This window comes from Microbacterium istanbulense (assembly GCF_037204145.1).
GTDB lineage: Bacteria > Actinomycetota > Actinomycetes > Actinomycetales > Microbacteriaceae > Microbacterium > Microbacterium istanbulense.
Genome location: NZ_JBBDGN010000001.1, coordinates 267,732 through 289,237, shown reverse-complemented (window position 1 = coordinate 289,237; position 21,506 = coordinate 267,732). Strand labels below are relative to the sequence as shown.

The window sequence follows — 21,506 nt, the reverse complement described above, 5'->3', positions numbered from 1 at the left end:
CGCGCGCCCGCCACGGTACCCTGAGCGCGTGCGGGCGATCCTGGTGTCGACCGGCCGGAGCCTGTGGTGGCACTGGCCGGCACTGTTGGCGTGGTATCTCGCCGGCGTCGCCGTGCACTACGTGTTTCTGCAGCTGGCCGGTTTCGTCGGCGCCTACTCGGCAACGGTCGGCTTCCTGATCCTGCCGCTGGCGATCCTCGCGCGCCTGGTCAGCCTGGTGGCGATGTTCCTCGTGCTGCGCGATGGACTTGTCGAACTGGGCGCGATCGCGCCGCTGCCGGACTCGCCCGCCGACCGGCGCCGCAGCTTCACCAGCGCCCTGATGGCGGGCATCCTGCCCTTCGTCGCCGTCTACTGGGCGCAAGGTCTGCTGCGCGAAGACGTGAACGCGTACTCCGCCCGCGCCCTGCGCGAGCGCAGCAACATCGTCTGGCTCGCCGACGGTGAGCAGGTGAGCAACGTCGACAGCGTGCTCAACGTGCCCCTCACCGTCTGGACGGCGCTGATCATCGTCACCTCCTTCGCGGCGCGCTGGGCATGGACCAAATGGTCGAAGAACCTCGCCGGCTGGTTGGCGCCGGTCGCGTCGTATTTCGAGATCGTCTGGGTGTTCTTCTCTGTGATGGTCATCGGCGACATCACCGATCGCGTGCAGGGCTGGGTGGACACGAGGGCGGGCACGCACTTCCTCGAACAGGTCCGCGAGAACATCCTGGATGCCGTCGCGCCGCTGCGCTGGCTGTGGGATGCCCTCGGGTGGGTGATCGGCGAGGCCGGACCCATCCTGCTAGCGCCGCTCGCCTGGCTGACCATCGGTGGCGTCGTCTACGGGCAGGCCATCGTGGCGGAGAAGCTGCAGGTGGAACTGCAGGTGCTCACCCGTCTGCGCGAGCATGCCGCCGTGGTGCCGAACCCCCTGATGCGTCGACTGAAGGACCTCGGGGGCCAGCTCAGCTCTCGTTTTCGGCCGATCGGCCGCGCGCTGCTGCTGATGTGGCGGGCGGGACCGGTGCTCGTAGCCAGTTACGCCCTGGTCTTCGTGGCCGTCGCTGCGTTGGAGTCGTACCTGCGGTGGGGCATCACGCGGCTGATCGGCCCGCAGGAGCCGATGTTCTGGGCGATCTCCTACGGTGTGATCACCCTTGCGCCGATGCTGGTCATCGAACCGCTCCGGATCGCCGTGATCGCGGGCGCCTACGATGCGACGCTGGGCCGGTTGCGTCGGCGGCAGGCTGCCGCGGCGGATGCCGAAGGCATGAGTGCCGAGGAGGCGGAGGTGCGCGCGGTGGCCGACGCGGCCGGGTTGCTCCCCGGGCAGGTGGACGCCATGGCCGAGGCGCAGACGATCGCCGGTCAGGGATCGATAGAGAACCTGACGAACGTCTCTTCGGCAGAGGTCACGTCGACCCAGAACGGACCCGAGACGTCGTCGGGAACGACGAACGCGACCACCATCTGATACGGCTCGGTGGTCGTGCTGTCGCAGAGATCGCGCTCCTCTGCGACGTAGGGGATGCCGATCTCGGAGCGCACCGGCTTCCACTCTCGTCCGGTGCTCTGCTGTACCAGGCGCGGCGAATTGCAGTACACCTTGCTGCCGTCGGCGGGGTCGACGGGGATGGCCGCGGCGAGAAGCCGGGTGTCCGGCGGCATGTCGAGACCTGTCAGATCGTCGATCTCGCCACTGCGGATCGGCCCCCAGGTGGCGTCGTGGAGATCGAGCGTGCCCTTGTCGGCGACCTCGACGGGAGTCTGTTCGGCAGCCATGCTGTAGCCGATCTGCCACTCGACGCGGGGGATGCCGAGGCCGACCACCGGGAGCAGCACGGCCACGACGAGCAGCGCGAGGCGGTTGCGGTGCCACCAGCCGCGCGGCGGTTCGGGAATCGTCATCACCGCGTCCACCTGTTCTCATCCAGCTGCACCTGCTGCTCGACGGCGAGTCCGTCGAGGTCGATGGTCATCTCCGCGACGGGGCGCAGCGCGTTGAAGGTCGTCTGGCCCAGCCGCAGCGTCGCGGAGCCGGTGAGCGCATCAGGGGGCAGCTCAAACGCCAGGCTGCCCGAGCGCGGCACGCCGGTCACGACCGGTATCGCCTGGAGCGCGCTGGTCGGCCGCTCGCTGGCCGTGAACGTGCGACCGCCGATCACCAGCTCGGCCAGCCGGATCGACGCGCCATCCTGCGTATCGACGGCGGCGACGTCGAGGTCGACGACGACCCAGGTGCCCTCGGCCGACCAGCCGCGGGCATCCGTCACCGATCTCGCCGCGTGCACGTCGGTGACGACGATCTCGAGATTGTCGGCGGTCACCGGTTCGCCGATCGTTCCCGGCGTGACGAGGTCGGAGAACGCGGCGTCGTCATCGAGGGTGATCGCGTTCAGCCCCCACGCACCGGCCAGCAGCACCGCGGTGAGAGCCCACGGCAGCACGGTGTCGCGCGCGCTCACGGCAGCTCCTCCGGTGCGGGGATCTCGACGATCGTGCCGGTGACGGTGGCGCCGACGGTGACATCCCACCAGTAGTCGCCGCTGACCACGCTGGTCCCCACATAGTGGGTGGCGTCGGGCAGGCTGAGGGTCACCGTGTCGCCCTCCTCGTACGCGCCCCGCGGAACGACCCAGGCCAGCACCAGTTCGGCTGGCACATCCGGCTGCAGCATGGATGCCGCAGAGCCGTCGACGCGCGTGACGACGGGCTTTGCATCGAGCCCTTCGACAGCGATGCCGTCGACTGTAGATGAGAGTCTGCTCGTCGTGCTCAGTGCGCGCGCAACGGGGAAGTCGTTCACAACCTCGACGACCACCGCGAGCACCTGCTCGCCGTTCTCCTCATCGGGGAAGACGAAGGTGGTGCCGTTGTCAGCCCGCAGTTCGATCGCGCGCACGGTGAAGGTGAAGTCCGCGCCGCTGTATTCATCGCCGATCGCGAGCTCGGGCAGGGGCGGCTCAGCGACGGCATCCAGTCCGCCGAACGCCGCCGTCGTACCCAGGAGCACTGCCCCGCTGGCCGTGATCAGCCACGGCGTGGGGATCAGTTCGAACGTGCGGCGTGCCCAGTTCAGTGCACGCAGAGCGCCGCTTCGACGAGGCTGCGGTGCGGACACGCCATCAGCATAGGGCGCGACTGCGGCGAGGGTCACCCGTCGGCGGGGCCGGATGCCTAGGCTGGATGCCATGTCAGAGCACCCGCCCGCCGCCACCGGGTCCTCCCTCGCCGACGCCGCCGTGGAGCTGGCCCGACGTTGGGTGAACGAGGCCGCCGCCGCCGAGGTCGACCCCGCCGCGGAGCGCCTGTCGGGAGTACTGCGCGACCCCAAGGGCCTGCCGTTCACGCTCGGTTTCGTCGACGGCGTGATGCGACCGGAGAGCCTGAGTGCGGCAGCATCCAATCTGCAGCGCGTCGCCCCGCTCGCCCCGGACTTCCTGCCCTGGTACTTGCGTGGCGTGGTGCGTGTGGGTGGCGTCGTTGCGCCCGTGCTCCCCGCCCCGACTGTGCCGATCGCGCGGCGGGTGCTGCGCGAGATGGTCGATCACCTGATCGTCGACGCACGACCCGAGAAGCTCGGCGCCGCGATCGAGCGCATCCGTGCCACAGGCGCACGCCTGAACCTCAACCTGCTCGGCGAAGCCGTCCTTGGCGAAGCCGAGGCGAAGCGCCGGCTCGACGGCATCCACGACCTCATCCGACGCGACGACGTCGACTACGTCTCGGTGAAGGTCTCGGCCGTCACCAGCCGCATCAACCTGTGGGGTTTCGACGAAGTGGTGGATGCCACGGTCGAGCGCCTGCTGCCGCTGTACCTGACGGCCGCGGGCCCTTCGACAAGCTCAGGGGCCCAGGGGAGTGCCGGCTCAGGGGCCCAGGGGAGTGCCGGCTCAGGGGCCCGGCAGACGTTCATCAACCTCGACATGGAGGAGTACAAGGACCTCGACCTGACGATCGCGGTGTTCACGCGCATCCTCGAGGATCCGCGACTGAAGAACCTCGAGGCCGGCATCGTGTTGCAGACCTACCTGCCCGACGCGCTACCCGCGCTGCAGGAGCTCACCGCGTGGGCGCGCGAGCGCGTCGAGTACGGCGGCGCGCCGATCAAGGTGCGCCTGGTCAAGGGCGCGAACCTCGCGATGGAGAAGGTGGATGCCGTCATGCACGGCTGGCCGCAGGCTCCTTACTCCACGAAGCTCGACACCGACGCCAACTACCTGCGCTGCCTGGACGAGGCCCTGCAGCCGCGCAATATCGAGGCCGTGCGGATCGGCGTCGCCGGACACAACCTGTTCGACATCGCCTACGCCTGGCTGCTCGCCGGTGAGCGCGGGGTGCGCCCTTCGACAGGCTCAGGGGCCCAGGGAGGCGCAGGCTCAGGGACCCCGAGCATCGAGTTCGAGATGCTGCTCGGCATGGCGCAGGGGCAGGTGCAAGCCGTCGCTGCCGAGGTCGGCGAGGTTCTGCTCTACGTGCCCGTTGTGCGCCCTGACGAGTTCGATGTCGCCATCAGTTACCTCGTGCGGCGGCTGGAGGAGAACGCGTCGTCGGAGAACTTCCTCTCGGCGGCGTTTCACCTGGCCGACGACCCGGCATTGTTCACCCGAGAGGAACAGCGATTCCGCAGGGCGCTCGTGCGCAGCACCGACTGCTCGTTGCGCACCGGGCCTCGGCGCACGCAGGACCGCACTGCTGACCTGCACGAATCCGTTCGTCCGGTTGCCGCGCCCGTCGCCGACGAGGACGGTCTCACCCAGGTCGTGCTCGACATCGCAGCCGGTGCCGACGACGCCGAGGGTGGCGGGCTCGTCGAGACCGCTGTCTACTCCCGTCAGGAACTGGCCGCACCGCAGCTGACTCGCGGCTCGTCCGCCGGTGCCGATCCGGTCGGTGCCCCCGGATTCGAGAACGCCCCCGACAGCGACCCCTCGCTCCCGGCGAACCGCGACTGGGCGCGCGAGGTGTTCGCGCGGATCACGGACGCCGAAAGCTCGACCCTGGGCCTGGCGGCCCTGCGCGAAGCGGCGGTCACCGAAGAGGCGCAGCTGGACAAGGTCGTGACGCGTGTGCGCACGGCAGCATCCGTCTGGGGTGCGCGCCCCGCCGCCGAGCGCGCCGAGGTGCTGCTCCGCGCCGCGGCGGCCCTGGAGTCGCGCCGCGGCGAACTCATCGAGGTCGCCGCGATCGAGACCGGAAAGGTCTTCTCCGAGGCCGACATCGAAGTCAGCGAGGCCGTCGACTTCGCCCGCTACTACGCCGCGACCGCCCGCGAACTCGATGCGATCTCGGGCGCGACCTTCACCCCCGCCGGTGTCACCGTCATCGCCCCGCCGTGGAACTTCCCGCTGGCGATCCCGGCCGGAGGCGTGCTCGCCGCGCTCGCCGCCGGCTCCGGGGTCGTCTTCAAGCCCGCACCTCAAGCCCGCCGCTGTGCGGCGGTGATCGCCGAGGCGCTGTGGCAGGCGGGTGTGCCCCGCGATGTGCTCGCGCTCGTCGACATCGAGGAAGGCGAACTCGGTCGGCAACTGATCACCCATCCCGATGTGGACAGGGTGATCCTCACCGGCTCCTGGGACACGGCGGCGCTGTTCCGCTCCTGGCGGCCGGATCTGCCGCTGCTGGCCGAGACCAGCGGCAAGAACGCCATCATCGTCACCCCGACCGCCGACCTCGACCTCGCGGTCACTGATCTCGTGCGCAGCGCCTTCGGGCACGCGGGTCAGAAGTGCTCTGCGGCATCCCTCGCGATCCTCGTCGGCCCGGTGGGGCGGTCCAAGCGCTTCGCGCGACAGGTGGTGGATGCCACGCGTTCGCTGCACGTGGCCTGGCCGCACGACCCCCGGGCCGAGATCGGCCCGGTGATCGAGAAGCCGCAGGGCAAGCTCGCCTGGGCGCTGCGCGAACTCGAGGGCGACGAGCAGTGGCTGGTCACACCGGCCCCCGTCGCGGGCGACGACACGGGGCGGCTATGGACTCCGGGCATCCGAGTCGGTGTGCAGCCCGGGTCGCGCACGCACCTGGAAGAGTTCTTCGGACCCATGCTCGGCATCATGCATGCGCCGACCCTGGCGCGCGCGATCGAGTTGCAGAACCAGGTCGCCTATGGTCTGACGGCCGGCCTGCACACGCAAGACCCCGACGACCTGGCGCTGTGGCTCGACCGCGTGCAGGCGGGCAACCTCTACGTGAACCGCGGCATCACCGGCGCGATCGTGCAGCGCCAGCCGTTCGGTGGCTGGAAGCGATCATCGGTCGGGCCTGGCACCAAGGCCGGAGGGCCGAACTACCTCATCGGGCTCGGCACCTGGCAGTCGCGCCCGCGCGGCAAGTCGTCGAGCACGCTGCACTTGCGCGGTCTCGACAGCCGCATCTCGGGTCTCATCGAGGCGGCGCAGCCGTCGCTGGACTTCGACGCCTTCGAATGGCTGCGTCAGTCGGCACTCGCCGACGCCGTGGCCTGGGATCGCGAGTTCGGTCAGGTGCGTGACGTGTCGCGGCTCGGTGTGGAGCGCAACCTGTTCCGGTACCGCCCGCAGTCCGTGGTGATCCGGGCGACGGCGGATGCTCCGCTGCAGGAGCTGTTGCGGGTCGTGATCGCCGCGCTGCGCGCCGGCGCCGGATTCGTGCTGTCCGTGCCGGCCGGCCTGCCGGCGGCGGTGCGGCGGGAGCTCGGCGATGCCGGGGCCCTGGTCGCGGTCGAGAGCGATGGGGAATGGATCGAGCGGATGGCCGCGCGAGCGGATGCCACGGAGGTCGATGCCGGGGCATCCGAGTCTGTGGACCCGGCCGCCCGTGCGCTCGCCGACGTTCGGCGGGTGCGCCTGGTCGGCGGACGTGAGCAGGTCGCCACTCTGCATGGCGACCTGGCCAGGGCGACCGGGGGCGACCCCGACCTGGCGGTCTACGACGGCGAGGTGACCTCGGCCGGGCGGATCGAGCTGCTGCCTTTCGTGCACGAGCAGTCGATCACGATCACCGCGCACCGCTTCGGCAACCCGGACGACTGGAGCGCGGCGGTCATCTGACACCCGACACCCGACGCCGGACGCCCGCTACCTCCGCCGAGACCCCGAGGTAGCGTCCAGACCCCCAGTTGCAGACGTCCATATCCCGGGGTCTGGGCGATAACCCGGGGTCTCGGCGTCGCGCGGGGGAGGGGCGGGGAAGACGGCGGGCGGATACCGGGTGCTGGCGACGTTCAGCATCCGGGTGTCAGAATGGATGCGGCGTGCTCGAGCGCATCTTCCTCGGCCGGCTCCCGCGGGGGCTCCGAGTCGAAGGACCGCCGGGCCCCTGGACAGCGTCCGCCGCACCTTCATCGAGGAGCATCCCTTGTCGACGCCTGAGACCATCGCGACGCCCGCGCCCGCCCGCACCGCGCACCACCGCCGCTACCTGATGTGCCGTCCCGAGCACTTCACGGTCAGCTACACGATCAACCCGTGGATGGAGCCGGCCAAGCCCACCGACACCGCCAAGGCTGTTGCGCAGTGGCAGAAGCTCCACGACCTGTACCTCGAGCTGGGCCACGAGGTCGAACTCATCGAGCCGCTCGCCGGCTACCCCGACATGGTCTACACCGCCAACGGCGGCTTCGTCATCGGCGGACGCGCCTACGTGCCCGAGTTCCGCTTCGTGGAGCGTCAGGGTGAGGCTCCCGCGTTCGCCGACTGGTTCCGTGCCAACGGCTTCGACACCGTCATGCCTGAAGAGGTCAACGAAGGCGAGGGCGACTTCCTGCTCGTCGGCGACGTGATCCTCGCCGGCACCGGCTTCCGCTCCACCGGCGACAGTCACCGTGAGGTGGGCGAGGTCTTCGGCCGTGAGGTCGTCTCGCTGAACCTCATCGACCCGCGCTTCTACCACCTCGACACCGCCATCGCGGTGCTCGACCCCGTGCAGGGTGTGGAGAACGGCGGCCCCGAGTGTGCCAACATCGCCTACCTGCCCGGCGCCTTCGACGACGCCAGCCGTGCCATCCTCGAGGAGCGCTTCCCCGACGCGATCCTCGTCTCGGACGAGGACGGGGCCGTGTTCGGCCTGAACTCGGCCAGCGACGGCTACAACGTCATCATCTCGCCGCGCGCGGTCGGCTTCGAGAAGCAGCTGCGCGAGCGCGGTTACAACCCGATCATGGTCGACCTCTCCGAGCTGCTGCTCGGCGGCGGCGGCATCAAGTGCTGCACGCTCGAACTTCGCGGCGCGTAGCAGCGGGCCATGACGAACTGGTATGACGATCCGCTGTTCTCCGCACAGGATCGACAGTCCTGCCAGAACGTGTTCCGTCTCGACGAGTTCGCAGCGCCGGCGTTCCGGCTGACGCTCCAGTCGCACTGGCAGCAGGGGCATCCGTTCGAATACCGCGCGCAGTACGAGAAGCTCTTCTCGGTCTTCGAGCCCTATCTTCGCCGAGACGCCGACCGGCTGGTCATGATCGAGACCGCCGGTCGCCATCCCCGGCGCCGGACCCGCATCCGCGATGAGGACTGGGAACCCTTCCGCGCTCTGCAGGATGCCGTGCTCGCCGGGGCGATGCCGCGCGACGAGATCACGGAATGGCGATTCATCGGGTTCGACTACCAGCCGAGCCCCCAGGCAGAGCAGCGCTCTGGCGTCGCGTCGACGAAGTTCTTCCTGCACGTGGAGGACGCGATCAACCTGGATGTGACTATTCCCCTGGACGACTTCCACGCGCCGGACTTCGATCTCGAGGGCCTGAAGGACGCACTCCTCGCGCTGCCCGTCAGCACGGCGATCGCGGGCTACGGCTTGGGTTTCACCGACTCCTTCGGGTCGCTGGGTGCCGGCAGCTGGCTCCTCGAGCCGATTGCGAAGCGTTACCCCGTGCTGGACCTGTATCGGCCGGCCGACCGCACGTGGCGCGGCGGCGATGCGGACGACCTCCCGGAGCACTGGCTGCTCGGCATCAACTGGCTGACGCTCGTGGGCGAGCCGTTCCTGTCGCGTCTCGGTGGGATCGAGGCGGTCACGGACGGGCTCGACCCGCGCATCACGTGGCGCGCGGGCGACGGCGTCGTTCTCTTCCAGCTCGGTGCTCGTCCGGTCACGGGGCAGCATGACGTCGACGATGAGCTGCTGCCTCTGTACGTCGAGCTGGGCGCACGTCTGAACTACTCAACAATGAATGGGCGAACCGGTTCTACGACCGGCGCTGGATCGAGAGGTACTCCTGATGCTTGACTCCGAAACCACCACGACCGAACCGCACGTCGCGCGCAACTACAAGCCGCTGCCCGTCACGATCGCCACCGGCGACGGGGCGTGGGTGACCGACGTCGACGGCAAGAAGTACCTCGACCTGCTCGCCGCCTACTCGGCAGTGAACTTCGGGCACCGCAATCCCGAGCTGGTCGCCGCGCTCACCGAGCAGCTCGGCCGGGTCACCCTCACCAGCCGGGCGTTCATGAGCGACCAGCTCGAACCGTTCGCCGCGGCGCTCGCCGCGCTTGCCGGCAAAGACATGGTGCTGCCGATGAACACCGGCGCCGAGGCCGTCGAGACCGGCATCAAGGTCGCCCGCGCCTGGGGCTACCGCGTCAAGGGCATCCCCGAGGGGCGTGCCCGCATCATCGTCGCCGCCGGCAACTTCCACGGGCGCACCACCACGATCATCAGCTTCAGCGATGACGAAGAGGCGCGCGCAGACTTCGGCCCGTACACACCGGGTTTCGACGCGGTGCCCTACGGCGACGCGGATGCCATCGCCGCGGCCATCACGCCCGACACCGCGGCCGTGCTGATCGAGCCGATTCAGGGTGAGGGTGGCGTGATCATCCCGCCCGAGGGCTACCTGCGCCGCATCCGCGAGATCTGCGACGAGAACAATGTGCTGTTCATCGCCGACGAGATCCAGTCGGGGCTCGGCCGCGTCGGCGAGACCTTCGCATGCGACCGTGAGGGCGTCGTGCCCGACCTGTACCTGCTGGGCAAGGCGCTCGGTGGCGGCATCCTGCCCGTGTCTGCCGTCGTCGGCAACGCCGATGTGCTCGGTGTCATCCGCCCGGGCGAGCACGGGTCGACCTTCGGCGGCAACCCGCTCGCGGCCGCCGTCGGACACCGCGTCGTCGAGACGCTGGCCACCGGCCACTACCAGGAGCGTGCCCGAGAGCTCGGAGCGCACCTCGCGGCCGCGCTCGAACCGCTGATCGGCCAGGGTGTCACCGCCGTGCGCATCGCCGGCCTGTGGGCCGGCGTCGACATCGACCTCGCCAAGGGCACCGGCCGCGAGATCGCCGAGGCGCTGCTCGAGCGTGGCGTGCTCGTGAAGGACACCCACGGTCAGACGATCCGTATCGCCCCGCCGCTCGTGATCCGCGCGACCGAGCTGGACTGGGCCGTCGAACAGCTCCGACACGTGCTCGGCGCCTGAGAGGTCAGCGGTGGGGCAGGGCGCGCGTGAGGAGCAGCAGCGCGAGCGCGCCGACGAAGGCGCCGAGCATCGTCGCGCCCAGCAGTACCGCTGAGACGCCGAGGCCTGAGAGCAACGGCGGCACGATCGCCCCCAGCAGCAGAGGCAGGGTGCCCAGCACCGCCGACGCCGAGCCGGCCCCCCGCTGGATGCGGCCGAGCGCGAGCGCCGTGAGGCCGGGGTTGTTCACCCCGTGCATCGAGATCGCAAGGAACAGCGGCGCCAGCAGCCAGGGCAGCGACGAGCCGAACACGGCGGCCAGCACCAGGGCGGTCGCGGCCGCGATCCCGATCGTCAGCGACCACTGCACCGCGCGGGCGACCGGCATCCGTCCGGCGAGTCTGCGGTTCAGCTGCGCGGCGAGCATGATGCCGACGGCGTTCACCGCGAAGACGACGGCGAAGCCCTGCGTGTCGAGTCCGTACTGCTCCTGCAGTACGAACGGCGACATCTGCAGGTAGCCGAACAGTGCGAGCGAGGCCACTGCGAGGGTCGCTGCCGTGAGCATGAACGTGCCGTTGCGCAGGGCGATGGTGACCCCGCGCACGTCGTTGACGACACCGCCGCTCGTGCGCTGCGCCGGAGCGAGCGTCTCGGGCACGGCGAAGTCCGAGAGGGCGACGAGCAGGATGCCGATCAGCGCGAGCGCGATGAACACGCCACGCCAGCCGGCGAGTGTCGCCACCGCGCCACCGACCAACGGTGCAAGCACGGGGGCGACACCCATCACCGCGGCGAGAGTCGAGTACGCGGCGATCGCCCCCGCGCCGGAGAACACATCGTGCACGATGGCGCGGGCGATGACCATCCCCGCCGCGCCGCACAGGCCCTGCACGAACCGCACGGCGATGAGCACCTCGATCGTGGGTGCGAAGGCGCACGCCACCGAGAGCGCAGTGAACCCCGACACGGCGAGGATCAGCGGCACCCGGCGGCCGTAACGGTCGCTCACCGGTCCCCACACGAGCTGGCCGAGCGCGAGGCCGATCATGCAGGCGCTCATCGTGAACTGCGCGAGCGACTCGGACGCTCCCAGCTCGTCGGCGAGCTGCGGCAGCGAGGGCAGGTACACATCCAGCGAGATCGGTCCGAACGCCGACAGCGCGCCGAGGGCGAGCATGAGCGACCGTGACGACCTGCGCACCGGGTCAGTCCTCGCGCGGCAGCCGGATCGGCGTCGTCGCGGCCGTCGCCCGGTCATCGAAAGCGCGCGGCTGCATGGCCTTGACCACAGACAATGGCCTGGTCTCATCGAGGGTGAGCAGGAACCGGGCATCCTCACGGCGGTGCAGTCGGCCCGACCACAGCATCCACCCGACACCGATCGTGAACGCGAGCAGACCGGCGACGCCGCCGACGACGATCGCGGCGCGCGGACCGAACGCGTCGACCACCCAGCCGGCGATCGGCGCGCCGATCGGCGTGGAACCCATCACGACCGCCATGTAGAGCGCCAGCACGCGGCCGCGCAGGGCGGGCGTGGTGGTGGTCTGCACGTAGCCGTTCGCAGTCGTCAGCATCGTCACGGTGCTGAACCCCACGAGCACGAGCACGGCGGCATAGGCCCAGTAGGTCGGCATGGCCGCGGAGAGCAGGGATGCCACGCCGAACACGCCGGCGGCGATCACCAGCACGCGCACGCGGGCGCGGTCGCGGCGAGCGGCCAGCAGCGCGCCGGTGAGCGAGCCGATCGCCAGCACCGAGCTGAGCACGCCGTAGCCGTCGGCCCCGCGGTCGAATTCCAGCGCCATCGTCGAGGCGAAGATCGGGAAGTTCATGCCGAACGCGCCGATGAGGAAGACCATCACGAACACGACGATGAGATCGGGGCGCCCCGCCACATAGCGGAACCCCCGCGCGAGGCCACCGGAGGCGCGGTTCTTCACCCGCGGCACGAGCTGATCGGTGCGGATCAGCAGCAGCGCGATGATCATGGCGAGGAACGTCACGGCGTTGGCGACGAACACCCAACCGCTGCCGAGGGCGACGATGAGCAGACCGCCCACGGCGGGCCCGATCAGACGCGCCATGTTGAAGGATGCCGAGTTGAGCGCCACGGCGTTCGAGGTGTCCTCGAGGCTCACCATGTCGGAGACGAACGCCTGCCGGGCGGGGGCGTCGAAGGCGTTCGTGACGCCGAAGGCGGCGGCGAAGCAGAACATCAGCGGCAGGGTCATCACCCCGGTCAGCAGCAGGGCGGCGACACCGAGGGCGAGCACCATGAGGGTCGTCTGGGTCGTCAGCAGCACCTTGCGTCGGTCGAAGCGGTCGGCGACCCAGCCGGTGAGGCTCACCAGCAGCAGGGGAGGGCCGAACTGCAGGGCCATGGTGATGCCCATCGCGGTGGCGTCGTTGTCGGTCAGCTCGGTCAGCACCACCCAGTCCTGGGCGGTCGCCTGCATCCAGCCACCGATGTTCGAGATGACGGCGCCGGCGAACCACGTGCGGTAGTTGAACGACGCGAACGAGCGGAACATGGCGCTCATCGTTCGGCCAGCCTTCGCAGTACGGCGGCGGCTTCGCGCAGCGCGTCGAGCTGGTTCTGGTCGAGGTCGAGGCCGTCGAGCAGGTCGGCGAGGCGGGCATCCCGTCGTCGCACGGTCTCGTCGACGATGGCTACGCCGGCCTCGGTGATCTCGACCTGCACGCGACGGCGGTCGTGCTCGTCGGGGATGCGGGTGACGTAGCCGAGATCGACGAGCCCCGCGACGATCGTGCTCATCGTGGGCGCGGTGACCCGCTCGTGCTCGGCCAGGGCCGACAGCGTGTATCGGCCGTGCAGGGCAAGCGCGGCGAGCGCGCCGAGTTGTGCGTCGCTGATGGACTCGGCGGCGCGGATGCCGCGCAGGCGCCTGGTCAGGCGGAAGACGGCCATCCGCACCTCGGCCGCTGTCTGCAGCAGGGGAGGTGTGTCGTCAGTCATTGCTTAGATAGCCTAACTAACTTTCTCGTGCGACGCCAGATGGGGAAGCCAGACCGGGAAGAATGGGGTCATGCCCCTCGCCCTCGAGCTCGCCGTCCAGGACTCCGCCGGAGCGCGCATCGCGCGCGAGATCGGCGCTGCCAGGGTCGAGCTCTGCCAGGCGCTGGCGCTGGGCGGGCTCACGCCGTCGGCCGCCACCGTGGGGCAGGTGCTCGCGGCGGCCGGGCCAGGCGGCCCCGAGGTGCACGTGCTCGTGCGTCCGCGCGGCGGCGACTTCCACTACGACCGCGAAGAACTCGAGCTCACCGCGCGCGACATCCGCCACGCGCTGGATGCCGGTGCGCACGGCGTCGTCATCGGAGCACAGGCCCGCAGCGGCATCCTCGATCGCGACGCGCTCGCCCTGCTCATCGACGCCACCGGCGGTGCGCCCGCCACCCTGCACCGCGCCATCGACGTGACCCCCGACCCTGTCGCCGCGCTCCGCCTCGCGATCGACCTCGGCTTTCGGCGCGTGCTGTCCTCGGGGGCGGCGTCGCGCGCCATTGACGGGCTCGACGTGCTGCGCGCCCTCGTCGCCGAGGCCCGCGGGCACATCGAGGTCATGGCCGGCAGCGGGGTGGATGCCGGCAACGCTGCCACCATCGCGGCGTCCGGTGTCGACGCCCTGCACTTCTCGGCCAAGCGCGTCATCGCGGCGGGCACTGGCGTGCAGATGGGGTCGGCAGCCGACGGTGGCGGCGGGTACGAGGTCACTGACCGAGACGCCGCGGTTGCCGTGGCACGAGCGCTCGGGCTCTGAGGGCCTCACCCGTAGACTCTCGGGCATGGTCCGCACCGCCGAGTTCACCGACGCCGATGGCGTCGACATCGTCTACGACGCGTACGAGGCCGATGGCCCCGCGCGCGGGGTGGTGCAGCTGCTGCATGGGGTCGGCGAGCACGCCGGCCGCTACGGCGCGCTGATCAGCGCCCTCACCGGCGCCGGCTTCCACGTCTACGCCGACGATCACCGCGGGCACGGGCGTACCGGCATCCGTCAGCACGGCGGGCCGGCGAAGCTCGGGCGCCTCGGCAAGGGCGGTCTGCGTGCGGCCGAGGCAGCGATCTGGCAGCTCACCGGCATCATCCGGGCCGAGCACCCCGATCTGCCGCTCGTGCTGCTCGGGCACTCGTGGGGCTCGTTCCTCGCGCAGATGCTCGTCAACGACCACCCGGATGCCTGGGACGCGGTCGTGCTCTCCGGCTCGGCGCTGCGCACCCCGACGACGTTGAACTCCGCCCCGCTGAACGCGCGGTGGAGGGGGCCGGATGCCGACGGGCTGGAGTGGCTGTCCCGCGACCCGGAGGTCTGGCAGCAGTTCCACGACGATCCCCTCACCACCGAGACGCCGCTGCTGCGGCTGTTCGGGCCGATCGAGGCCGCCCGGCTGTACGGTCGCCCCCGCAAGGATCTCGGTGTCGACATCCCGATGCTGCTCATGGTCGGTCGGGACGACCCGGTCGGTGGGCCGCGCAGCGTGCACAAGCTCGCCGATGCGTACAAGCACCGCTCGGGCTTCACCGATGTCACCACGCTGGTCTACCCGGATGCGAGACACGAGATCTTCCACGAGCTGCAGCAGGACGAGGTGCGCGCCGACCTGCTGGCCTGGCTCGACACGCACATCCCTCGAGGCTGAACGCACCAGAGCCGCGGTGCGGGTGCCCGCCTAAGCTGGAGGGGTGCACGGTGAATACAAGGTTCCAGGTGGCAAGCTCGTCGTCGTCGACCTCGAGGTCGAGAACGGTCTGATCCGCAACTTCCGCCTCGCGGGCGACTTCTTCCTCGAGCCCGACACGGCGCTCGAGGCCATCAACGCGGCGATCGAGGGTCTGCCCGTCGAGACCGACGCCTCGGGCATCTCCGCCGCGGTGCGCGCAGCACTGCCCGAGGGGGCGCAGCTGCTCGGCTTCTCGCCGGATGCCGTCGGCACCGCCGTGCGCCGCGCCCTCGTGACCGCCCCGGGGTGGCGCGATTTCGACTGGGAGATCGTGCACGAGAAGGCTGTCTCGCCGCGCATGAACCTCGCCCTCGACGAGGTGCTCACCGCCCGTGTCGGCGAGGGGCGGCGCCGTCCCACCCTGCGCATCTGGGAGTGGGACCAGTCGGCCGTGGTGATCGGCTCGTTCCAGTCGTATCGCAACGAGGTCGACCCGGAGGGGGCCGCGACGCACGGATTCGATGTCGTGCGTCGCATCTCGGGCGGCGGCGCGATGATGATGGCCGCCGGCCAGATCATCACCTACTCGCTGTACGTGCCGGCCTCGCTCGTGGCGGGCATGACCTTCGCCGACTCGTATGCGTTCCTCGATGACTGGGTGCTGCAGGCGCTGCGCGCGGTCGGGGTGGATGCCACGTATCAGCCCCTCAACGACATCGCCAGCCCCACCGGCAAGATCGGCGGCGCGGCACAGAAACGCCTCGCCAACGGTGGGGTGCTGCACCATGCCACGATCTCGTACGACATCGACGGGCAGGTGATGACCGAGGTGCTGCGCATCGGACGCGAGAAGCTCAGCGACAAGGGCACCACCTCGGCCGCCAAGCGCGTCGACCCGCTGCGCACCCAGACCGGCATGGCCCGGTCGGAGATCATCGACCAGTTCATCGCCACCTTCCGTGCCCTCACGGATGCCGAGGATGGGGCGATCACGGCCGACGAGTACGCCGACGCCGAGGCCCTCGTGGAGTCGAAGTTCTCCACTGAGGCGTGGCTGCACAGGGTTCCGTGACCGATAACGCTTCGGTCCCTGAGCCGGCGCCTTCGGTCCCTGAGCCTGTCGAAGGGCCCGGCCACGTCGAGATCATCCAGGGCGACAACCTCGACGTCGCGGCCGAGTTGCCGTCGGCATCCTTCACCCTCATCTATCTCGACCCGCCGTTCAACACGGGCCGCACGCAGGGGCGCCAGGTGGTCACCGCGCGGCGCAGCGATGCTGCCGAACAGCCGGCTGAGGGGGAAGTTCGGCACGGCTTCCACGGCCACCAGTACGAGCGGGTGCGTGGCATGCTGCGCACCTACGACGACCGCTTCGACGACTACGGCGACTTCCTCATGCCGCGGCTCGAGGAGGCCTGGCGGCTGCTCGCCGATGACGGCACGCTGTACCTGCACCTGGACTACCGTGAGGCGCACTACGCCAAGGTCATGCTCGATGCGGTGTTCGGGCGGGACTGCTTTCTCAATGAGCTGATCTGGGCCTACGACTACGGCGCGAAGTCGCGCAGCCGCTGGCCCACCAAGCACGACACGATCCTCGTGTACGTGAAGAATCCTGGTGCGCACGTGTTCAACGCCGACGACGTCGATCGCGAGCCGTATATGGCGCCGGGACTCGTCACGGCCGAGAAGGCCGCGCGCGGCAAGCTGCCCACCGACGTCTGGTGGCACACCATCGTGCCGACGACGGGGCGCGAGAAGACCGGCTATCCGACGCAGAAGCCCGAGGGCATCCTGCGCCGCATCGTGCGCGCGTCGAGCCGCCCCGGCGACCGAGTGCTCGACCTCTTCGCCGGCTCCGGCACCACCGGTGCTGTGGCATCCGCTCTGGGGCGCGACGTGGTGCTCGTCGACGACAACCCCGAGGCGATCCGGGTGATGCGCGAGCGGATGCCGCACGCCGAGATCCGCACGCGCTGACCCGCAGCTTCGCAGGCGCGGTGCTACGGGGCCACGCGGCGGTGCGCCGCGAAGGCTTCGGCGAGGGCAGAGCGCACGAGATCGACGGCCTCATCGGCCTCGGCCGACTCGCGCACGGCCGTGAACACCTCGCGCACGGGAGAGCCGGGCAGCTCGGCGAGGGTCATGCCACTGGGCGCATCGCCCCAGATGAGGTCGGGCAGCATCCCCACTGCGCGCCCGGCTGCGATCAGGCGGATGTGCGCGGTGAGATCGGATGCCTCATAGCGCACATCCGGTTCGAACCCGGCGGCCCGGCACTGCTGCACGGCCCACAGGCGCGCTGCGGTGCCTGAGGGCTCCATGACCCAGGCGCGGTCGCGCAGCGCCGACAGGGGTGCGGGGTCTTCATCGGGAGGCATGACGATGCGGATCGGGTCTTCGCCGAGCAGTTCGTGCACGACCCCCGCGCGCAGCTCGCGGGTGTGGCCGGGGTACTGCTCAGCGATCACGAGGTCGAAGCGCCGCGCGGAGAGTTCGAACAGGCTCTCCTCCGGGGGCAGTTCGGAAAGCTCGACTCGCAACTGCGGCACGCGCTCGGCGAGCATCGTCAGGGCCGTGGGCACGATGGTCTCCGCGGCGGTCGGCATGGCAGCCATCCGCACGGTCTCCAGACCGCTGTGCGCCGAGAGCGCAGCGCGGGCAGCCTCATCGAGCTCCAGCGCGCGGGCCGCATGGGCGGCAAGCATCCGCCCCTGCGGGGTGAGTCGCACGCGTCGGCCGTCGGGCTCGAGCAGCGGAACACCCGCCTCGCGCTCGAGCAGCGCGAGCTGCTGGGACACCGTCGAGGGGCTGTACGAGAGGGATGCTGCGACCTCGGCGATCGTGCCGCGCAGGGCCAGCTCGTGCAGCAGACGCAGCCGGCGGAGTTCGAACATCGGCATCCTTCCAAAGCATCGATGATGCTGAACATTATCGTTCATCAACGATCGCTTTTCTTGCACGGTTAACAGGCGCACACTGAGAGGATGAGCACCGCTGCCGCCCCCCTCACCTCCCCCGCAGAACTGGCCGAACTCGCCGATGACGCCGTCGCCCTCGTGCGTCAGTGGCTGATCGAAAGCCGCGAGATTCCGGTCGACAAGGCCGCCGAGCGACTCGCCGGCGTGCTGCGCGACCCGAACGGTCTCGCCTTCACCGTCGGCTTCGTCGACGGCGTGGTGCGCCCCGAAGACACCAAGGTCGCCGCGCAGAAGCTGCGCGAGATCGTGCCGCTCACCCCGAAGTTCCTCCCCGCCCCGCTCCGCGGTGCGATCGCCCTGGGCGGCGCGATGGCTCCGATCATGCCGGGCATCGTGGTGCCGATCAGCCGGCGCGTGCTGCGCAGCATGGTGCGCCACCTCATCGTCGACGCCCGTGACGCGCAGCTGGGTTCGGCCATCGGGCGCATCACGCAGGCCGAGAACGTGCGCCTGAACATCAACCTGCTCGGTGAGGCCATCCTCGGCAAGGACGAGGCCGCGCGCCGCCTCGAAGGCACCCGTCGTCTACTGCAGCGCGACGACGTCGACTACGTCTCGATCAAGGTGTCTTCCACCGTCGCCCCGCACAGCCCGTGGGCCTTCGATGAGGCCGTCGCGCACGCCGCCGATGCCCTTGTGCCGCTGTACACGATCGCCGCGCGCGGCAAGAAGTTCATCAACCTCGACATGGAGGAGTACAAGGACCTCGACCTGACGATCGCGGTCTTCACCAGCATCCTCGACCGTCCCGAGTTCCAGAACCTCGAGGCCGGCATCGTGCTGCAGGCCTACCTGCCCGACGCCCTCTCGGCCATGGTGCGCCTGCAGGAGTGGGCAGCCGCCCGCGTTGCCGCCGGTGGCGCCCCGATCAAGGTGCGCGTCGTCAAGGGCGCCAACCTGCCGATGGAGACGGTGGATGCCGAGACGCACGGCTGGCCGCTGGCGACCTGGTCGACCAAGCAGGAGTCCGACTCGTCGTACAAGGCCGTGCTCGACTACTCGCTGCGCCCGGAGCACATCGGTAACGTGCGCATCGGCGTCGCCGGCCACAACCTCTTCGACATCGCCCTCGCCTGGCTGCTCGCCGAGAAGCGCGGCGTGACCGAGGGGATCGAATTCGAGATGCTGCTCGGCATGGCATCCGCCCAGGCCGAGGTCGTCAAGCGCACCGTCGGCTCGCTGCTGCTCTACACGCCGGTCGTGCACCCGGCCGAGTTCGACGTCGCGATCGCGTACCTCATCCGCCGCCTGGAAGAGGGCGCCTCGCACGAGAACTTCATGTCGGCGGTCTTCGACCTCGACACCGACCCGCAGCTGTTCGAGCGTGAGAAGCAGCGCTTCCTGGCATCCGTCGCGACGATGCCGGCCGAGGTTCCCGCCTCCAACCGCGTGCAGGACCGCACCGCCCCTGCGGCCCCGGCGCTGCGCGATGGCTTCGTGAACACCCCCGACACCGACCCCTCGCTCGCGGCCAACCGCGCCTGGGGCGATGCCATCCGCGCCCGCATGAAGGACTCCACGCTCGGCAATGACACCGTCGCGGCGAACACGCTCAGCAGTGCCGCGCAGGTCGACGAGCGCATCGCGACCGCGGTCGCCGCCGGTGAGGCGTGGCGTGCGCTGGGCGCCGAGGGGCGTGCCGAGATCCTGCACCGCGCTGGTGACATCCTCGAGGCGCGTCGCGCCGAGCTGCTCGAGGTGATGGGCTCTGAGGCCGGCAAGGTCATCGAGCAGGGTGACCCCGAGGTCTCCGAGGCGATCGACTTCGCGCACTACTACGCCGAGTCGGCCCGTGCCCTCGCCGCCGTCGACGGTGCCACCATGCAGCCGGTCGGGCTGACCGTCGTCACCCCGCCGTGGAACTTCCCGGTCGCCATTCCCGCCGGCTCCGTGCTCTCGGCGCTCGCCACCGGATCGCCTGTCATCATCAAGCCCGCCCGTCAGGCGCGCCGTTCGGGTGCCGTCATGGTCGAGGCGCTGTGGGAGGCCGGCGTGCCGCGCGAGGTGCTGCAGTACGTGCAGCTCGACGGCCGCGACCTCGGCACCCAGCTCGTGAGCGACCCGGCCGTCGGCCGCGTCATCCTCACCGGTGGTTTCGAGACCGCCGAGCTGTTCCGCGGCTTCCGCCCCGACCTGCCCCTGCTCGCCGAGACCAGCGGCAAGAACGCCATCATCGTCACCCCGGCGGCCGACCTCGACCTTGCCGCGAAGGATGTCGCGTACTCGGCCTTCGGCCACGCAGGTCAGAAATGCTCGGCAGCATCCCTCGTCGTGCTCGTCGGCTCTGCCGCGACCTCGGAGCGCTTCCGCCGCCAGCTCGTCGACGCCGTACGCGCCTACGAGGTGGGTGAGCCGAGTGACGGCTCCACCCGCATCGGCCCGCTGATCGGACCGGCCGAAGGCAAGCTGCTCGGCGCGCTCACCGAACTGCACCCGGGTCAGTCGTGGCTGCTCGAGCCCGAGAAGCTCGACGCCGACGGGCAGCTGTGGCGCCCCGGCATCCGCGACGGCGTCAAGCCCGGCAGCGAGTTCCACCTGGTCGAGTACTTCGGTCCGGTGCTGGGCATCATGACCGCCGACACGCTCGATGAGGCCATCGACATCGTCAACACCATCGAGTACGGCCTCACCAGCGGCCTGCACTCCCTCGACGAGGACGAGATCCAGCAGTGGCTCGCCCGCATCGAGGCCGGCAACGTGTACGTCAACCGCGGAACCACCGGCGCCATCGTGCAGCGTCAGCCGTTCGGCGGCTGGAAGAAGGCGGCCGTCGGTGCCGGCTCCAAGGCCGGTGGCCCGAACTACCTCGTTGGTCTGTCGGAGTGGACGGATGCGCCGGTCAACACCGCCACCGCGCTGGACGAGCTGGGCCAGTCGGCTGCGGCGCTCGTCGACGGTGCGGATGCCGCGTGGCTGCGCGGCGCCCTCGCCACCGACATCGACGCCTGGGCCGATGAGTTCGGTGTCGTGCGCGACGCGACCGGCCTCGTCACCGAGCAGAACGCTCTGCGCTACCAGGCCGTTCCGGTCACGGTGCGGTTCGAAGGCGAGCGGGTGGCGGAGCTCATCCGGGTCGTCGCCGCCGGCATCCGTACCGGCTCGCGCCTGACCGTCAGCGCTGCCGCCGCGCTGCCCGCGCCGGTGGTCACCTGGCTCGGTGCGCACGACGTCACCGTCGTCACCGAGGATGCCGATGCATGGGGCGCTCATGCGCGTCGCCTCGCCGGTTCCGCCGGTCGCGTGCGATTGATCGGTGCGGATGCTGCCGCCACGGCCCTCGCCGTGAACGGCTCGCCGAGCCTGGCGATCTACGCCAACCCGGTGGTCGCCGCCGGCCGCGTGGAGCAGGTGACCTTCCTGCGCGAGCAGGCCGTGTCGGTGACCGCGCACCGCTTCGGCACCCCGCACCGCTACGAGATCCCGCTGCTGGCGCCCGCCAGCCGCTGACCCGCGAGCGCGATCTTTCCCCTTTCGCCGAGACC

The 21,506-nt window shown here is 70.1% G+C and carries 17 protein-coding genes; 10 read left to right on the top strand and 7 right to left on the bottom strand.

Annotated elements, in window-relative coordinates; all coding sequences use genetic code 11:
- Nucleotides 1-28 precede the first annotated feature (28 nt).
- Nucleotides 29-1,459 carry a hypothetical protein gene (locus tag WDU93_RS01405; RefSeq protein ID WP_337316600.1) on the top strand — a complete coding sequence of 477 codons (1,431 nt, stop codon included), beginning with the start codon at nt 29-31 and terminating at the stop codon, nt 1,457-1,459.
- Here WDU93_RS01405 and WDU93_RS01400 read toward each other — a convergent pair.
- Genes WDU93_RS01400 through WDU93_RS01390 form a run of 3 tightly spaced genes read right to left on the bottom strand, consistent with a single transcriptional unit; the run spans nt 1,354 to nt 3,106 of the window.
- Nucleotides 1,354-1,893 carry a hypothetical protein gene (locus WDU93_RS01400; protein WP_337316598.1) on the bottom strand — a complete coding sequence of 180 codons (540 nt, stop codon included), beginning with the start codon at nt 1,891-1,893 and terminating at the stop codon, nt 1,354-1,356. The two genes, WDU93_RS01405 and WDU93_RS01400, sit on opposite strands and share 106 nt — an antisense overlap.
- Nucleotides 1,893-2,450 (bottom strand): hypothetical protein, encoded by a 558-nt coding sequence (locus WDU93_RS01395; protein ID WP_337316596.1) that lies wholly within the window; start codon nt 2,448-2,450, stop codon nt 1,893-1,895. Before WDU93_RS01395 ends, WDU93_RS01400 begins: the two co-directional genes overlap by 1 nt.
- A complete protein-coding gene (locus tag WDU93_RS01390; RefSeq protein ID WP_337316594.1) occupies nt 2,447-3,106 on the bottom strand; it encodes a hypothetical protein in 660 nt (219 codons plus the stop codon). Before WDU93_RS01390 ends, WDU93_RS01395 begins: the two co-directional genes overlap by 4 nt.
- 70 nt (nt 3,107-3,176) lie before the next feature.
- Between WDU93_RS01390 and WDU93_RS01385 the strand changes: the two genes are divergently transcribed.
- The 4 genes from WDU93_RS01385 to rocD all read left to right on the top strand — a co-directional run bounded on the left by WDU93_RS01385 (nt 3,177) and on the right by rocD (nt 10,378).
- Entirely contained in the window at nt 3,177-7,013 is a 3,837-nt protein-coding gene (locus WDU93_RS01385; protein WP_337316591.1) for a proline dehydrogenase family protein, read from the top strand.
- A gap of 307 nt (nt 7,014-7,320) precedes the next feature.
- Nucleotides 7,321-8,196 (top strand): dimethylargininase, encoded by an 876-nt coding sequence (gene ddaH, locus WDU93_RS01380; protein ID WP_337316589.1) that lies wholly within the window; start codon nt 7,321-7,323, stop codon nt 8,194-8,196.
- Nucleotides 8,197-8,205: 9 nt separating this feature from the next.
- The gene (locus WDU93_RS01375) at nt 8,206-9,189 is read left to right on the top strand and encodes a type VI immunity family protein (RefSeq protein ID WP_337316587.1); all 984 of its coding nucleotides are present in this window, start codon (nt 8,206-8,208) and stop codon (nt 9,187-9,189) included.
- Nucleotides 9,182-10,378, top strand: a complete 1,197-nt coding sequence (gene rocD / locus WDU93_RS01370; RefSeq protein WP_337316585.1) for an ornithine--oxo-acid transaminase — start codon at nt 9,182-9,184, stop codon at nt 10,376-10,378. Before WDU93_RS01375 ends, rocD begins: the two co-directional genes overlap by 8 nt.
- Nucleotides 10,379-10,382: 4 nt before the next feature.
- On the opposite strand, the gene WDU93_RS01365 is transcribed toward rocD, so the two are convergent.
- From WDU93_RS01365 to WDU93_RS01355, 3 genes are read right to left on the bottom strand one after another with little or no spacing between them, the layout of a single operon-like run.
- Complete coding sequence (locus WDU93_RS01365; RefSeq protein ID WP_337316582.1) at nt 10,383-11,561, bottom strand: multidrug effflux MFS transporter; 1,179 nt, start codon at nt 11,559-11,561, stop codon at nt 10,383-10,385.
- Nucleotides 11,562-11,565: 4 nt separating this feature from the next.
- Nucleotides 11,566-12,894: an MFS transporter gene (locus WDU93_RS01360; protein WP_420064035.1), complete on the bottom strand. Its 1,329-nt coding sequence runs from the start codon at nt 12,892-12,894 to the stop codon at nt 11,566-11,568.
- A gap of 5 nt (nt 12,895-12,899) precedes the next feature.
- On the bottom strand, nt 12,900-13,340 hold the full coding sequence (locus tag WDU93_RS01355; protein WP_337316578.1) for a MarR family winged helix-turn-helix transcriptional regulator: 441 nt from the start codon (nt 13,338-13,340) through the stop codon (nt 12,900-12,902).
- 70 nt (nt 13,341-13,410) lie between these two features.
- Here WDU93_RS01355 and WDU93_RS01350 point away from each other — a divergent pair, with 70 nt between their 5' ends.
- Genes WDU93_RS01350 through WDU93_RS01335 form a run of 4 tightly spaced genes read left to right on the top strand, consistent with a single transcriptional unit; the run spans nt 13,411 to nt 17,023 of the window.
- Complete coding sequence (locus WDU93_RS01350) at nt 13,411-14,142, top strand: copper homeostasis protein CutC (RefSeq protein ID WP_337316576.1); 732 nt, start codon at nt 13,411-13,413, stop codon at nt 14,140-14,142.
- A 25-nt stretch (nt 14,143-14,167) separates the two neighbouring features.
- On the top strand, nt 14,168-15,022 hold the full coding sequence (locus WDU93_RS01345) for an alpha/beta hydrolase (RefSeq protein WP_337316574.1): 855 nt from the start codon (nt 14,168-14,170) through the stop codon (nt 15,020-15,022).
- Between the two features lie 43 nt (nt 15,023-15,065).
- Nucleotides 15,066-16,115: a lipoate-protein ligase LplAB gene (locus WDU93_RS01340; protein ID WP_337316572.1), complete on the top strand. Its 1,050-nt coding sequence runs from the start codon at nt 15,066-15,068 to the stop codon at nt 16,113-16,115.
- A complete protein-coding gene (locus WDU93_RS01335) occupies nt 16,112-17,023 on the top strand; it encodes a DNA-methyltransferase (protein ID WP_337316570.1) in 912 nt (303 codons plus the stop codon). The genes WDU93_RS01340 and WDU93_RS01335 overlap by 4 nt, the downstream gene beginning before the upstream one ends.
- 23 nt (nt 17,024-17,046) lie before the next feature.
- On the opposite strand, the gene WDU93_RS01330 is transcribed toward WDU93_RS01335, so the two are convergent.
- Nucleotides 17,047-17,940, bottom strand: coding sequence for a LysR family transcriptional regulator (locus WDU93_RS01330; RefSeq protein ID WP_337316568.1), 894 nt, complete (start codon nt 17,938-17,940; stop codon nt 17,047-17,049).
- Nucleotides 17,941-18,030: 90 nt separating this feature from the next.
- Here WDU93_RS01330 and WDU93_RS01325 point away from each other — a divergent pair, with 90 nt between their 5' ends.
- Nucleotides 18,031-21,471, top strand: coding sequence for a bifunctional proline dehydrogenase/L-glutamate gamma-semialdehyde dehydrogenase (locus WDU93_RS01325; protein WP_337316566.1), 3,441 nt, complete (start codon nt 18,031-18,033; stop codon nt 21,469-21,471).
- Nucleotides 21,472-21,506: the final 35 nt, after the last annotated feature.

What these genes read in the sequence shown, in the direction of transcription:
- WDU93_RS01400 (WP_337316598.1), bottom strand. Translation starts at nt 1,893, where the DNA reads ATGACGATTCCCGAACCGCCGCGCGGCTGGTGGCACCGCAACCGCCTC.
- WDU93_RS01385 (WP_337316591.1), top strand. Translation starts at nt 3,177, where the DNA reads ATGTCAGAGCACCCGCCCGCCGCCACCGGGTCCTCCCTCGCCGACGCC.
- WDU93_RS01375 (WP_337316587.1), top strand. Translation starts at nt 8,206, where the DNA reads ATGACGAACTGGTATGACGATCCGCTGTTCTCCGCACAGGATCGACAG.
- rocD (WP_337316585.1), top strand. Translation starts at nt 9,182, where the DNA reads ATGCTTGACTCCGAAACCACCACGACCGAACCGCACGTCGCGCGCAAC.
- WDU93_RS01360 (WP_420064035.1), bottom strand. Translation starts at nt 12,894, where the DNA reads ATGTTCCGCTCGTTCGCGTCGTTCAACTACCGCACGTGGTTCGCCGGC.
- WDU93_RS01355 (WP_337316578.1), bottom strand. Translation starts at nt 13,340, where the DNA reads ATGACTGACGACACACCTCCCCTGCTGCAGACAGCGGCCGAGGTGCGG.
- WDU93_RS01350 (WP_337316576.1), top strand. Translation starts at nt 13,411, where the DNA reads ATGCCCCTCGCCCTCGAGCTCGCCGTCCAGGACTCCGCCGGAGCGCGC.
- WDU93_RS01345 (WP_337316574.1), top strand. Translation starts at nt 14,168, where the DNA reads ATGGTCCGCACCGCCGAGTTCACCGACGCCGATGGCGTCGACATCGTC.
- WDU93_RS01330 (WP_337316568.1), bottom strand. Translation starts at nt 17,940, where the DNA reads ATGTTCGAACTCCGCCGGCTGCGTCTGCTGCACGAGCTGGCCCTGCGC.
- WDU93_RS01325 (WP_337316566.1), top strand. Translation starts at nt 18,031, where the DNA reads ATGAGCACCGCTGCCGCCCCCCTCACCTCCCCCGCAGAACTGGCCGAA.